Annotated in this window: 2 protein-coding genes and 1 pseudogene; 1 reads left to right on the top strand and 2 read right to left on the bottom strand. The window is 37.5% G+C overall.

The window, feature by feature from the left end; all coding sequences use genetic code 11:
* Positions 1 to 272: 272 nt before the first annotated feature.
* Positions 273 to 550 (top strand): annotated as a pseudogene (locus AC06OU_RS08345) (transposase); the annotation flags it as partial.
* A gap of 246 nt (positions 551 to 796) precedes the next feature.
* Here AC06OU_RS08345 and AC06OU_RS08340 read toward each other — a convergent pair.
* Both AC06OU_RS08340 and AC06OU_RS08335 read right to left on the bottom strand, forming a co-directional pair.
* A complete protein-coding gene (locus AC06OU_RS08340; protein ID WP_475855164.1) occupies positions 797 to 1,672 on the bottom strand; it encodes an ABC transporter ATP-binding protein in 876 nt (291 codons plus the stop codon).
* Positions 1,673 to 1,677: 5 nt separating this feature from the next.
* Positions 1,678 to 1,993, bottom strand: a 316-nt coding sequence (locus AC06OU_RS08335) for a GntR family transcriptional regulator (RefSeq protein ID WP_475855163.1), incomplete at its 5' end; no start/stop codon positions are given.

Below are 1,993 nucleotides of genomic sequence, written 5' to 3'. Positions count from 1 at the left end.
GAAGTAACGCGAGGAAGAGTTGATTTCCGCTACGAACGGACGCTTTCCGTGGGCACGGCTTAGGCCAACAGGATGTTGGTCAGGAAAACGTTGTCACACGATGTGACGTCCTTAGTTTTCCCTCCTTGAAACTCCCTCGCTTCGCTCAGTCCAGGGTCTTCAGCTCGCGCTGTTCCCACTGGAGTCGCCGTGCTTCGCTCCAATCAACGGGGCCTCCTATAAAATGAATGAGGGGATGGATATGATGACGAAAAATCAAACCAATGAACGCAGAGAGTAAGTATAAACAAAAGATGATTCAACGTCATATCTGGCAAGACTATTTGGATGTAGCTGAGGACTTACGTCATAACTATGAAATGAAAGAAATTTACAGGAATCGTAAAGAGACGATCGAGCGTGTCTTTGTCGATGCCAAAGAAAAGCATGGTATGCGATGGACAACTTAAAGGATCTTAAAAATTGTCCATGCAGGCGATGCTAACTTTTGCTGCCTTAATATCTTAAGAAGTTGGCCAGCTGCACCTGGAAAACGCCAAAAATGGCGTAAAATAAACAAAATCGCGATTTGAATCAACTCTTTTTCCAGAATGTAAACTGCGATAATAGCAAAAGGATTGGAAATCGTTTTGATTTCCAACCCTTTTGTCTACACTCTGAGACTTTAATATTATTAAAGTCTTTTAAAACGTTATAGAATTGATGAACGCTCATATCTCAGACTTCTCACACTCTTTCGCCGCTTGCTGCTTCAATCAATCCAGAGAAAAAGCTCGTGTTAAATTGCTATTTATGATTAACTATTTACCTTGCTCCTTTGAGCAGACTTCATATAATACATAATTTCATCTAAAGAGGCCTTCTCTATCACGACATGATCCTCAAAGACTTTTTGTACTTCCTCTGGGTTGTTTGACAAAGCTTGAAATACACCGTGAGATCGTTCTACGTCAATGAAATGTGCTTCTGTATCTCTGTCAAGTAAATCCGCACTTCCTTTTACAATGACATATTGTTCCTGTAACTCATCTAGAGGCTTGTTAAGAAGAATTTTTCCTTTATCGACTAATACAATATAATCCGCAAAACGTTCTAAATCACTTGTAGTATGCGTTGAAAAAAATATAGACCTTCCCTCGTCTACCATAATTTCTTGAAAAATGTCTAACAACTCTCTGCGAAATGTAGGATCTAATCCTGATGTCGATTCATCCATAATAATTAATTCTGCATGATGAGATAAGGCAATAGCTATAGAAGCTTTCATTTTCATCCCTTTTGAGAAATTTTTAATGGATTTATTTAGAGGCAGCTCAAATTGATTAACATACTGATTAAATTGTTGATCATCCCATTCTTTATAAGCTGGAGCAACTATTTTACTGATTTCCTTTAAGTTGAGGGATTGATAAAATATATTGCTGTCGTACACAAAGCCTATACGGTTTTTAATTTCTTTTTCATGGCTGCCATAGTTTTGTCCAAATACACTTACATTTCCCTTATCTGGCTGTAATAGATTCATCATTAACTTAATCATAGTAGATTTGCCAGATCCATTCGGACCAATAAATCCTGTTGTATATCCTTCTTTTATCTGTAAATCTACATTATCTATCGTTAATGTCTCAAACTTTTTAGAAACCCCCTGGAACTCTATTACATTTCCCATTTCTCTCACTCCTCGTACAGCATCTTTAACAAATCTTGTAATTCTTCATAAGATAGCCCAGATTCCTTACTGTTCGAGACAACCGCACTTAATTGTTCTTCAATTACGCGGAGTTTTTTCTCTCGAATAACATCTAAATTCTGCTCTGCTACAAATGAGCCTTTCCCAACAATTAAGTAGATGAACCCAGCTTTCTCCAATTCCTCATATGCCCGTTTTGTAGTGATCATACTGACTCTTAAATCTTTAGCCAATTGTCTAATAGAAGGTAAAGCGGCTCCTTCTATTAATTCACCTGACAAGATTTTAGTTTGAATTTGT

This window comes from Psychrobacillus sp. (assembly GCF_056205495.1).
Note: the sequence above shows the minus strand (reverse complement) of the source record. Positions and strands in the feature narration are given on the sequence as shown.

Excerpts from the sequence above, each read along its gene's own strand:
- AC06OU_RS08340 (WP_475855164.1), bottom strand. The coding sequence starts at position 1,672 with ATGGGAAATGTAATAGAGTTCCAGGGGGTTTCTAAAAAGTTTGAGACA.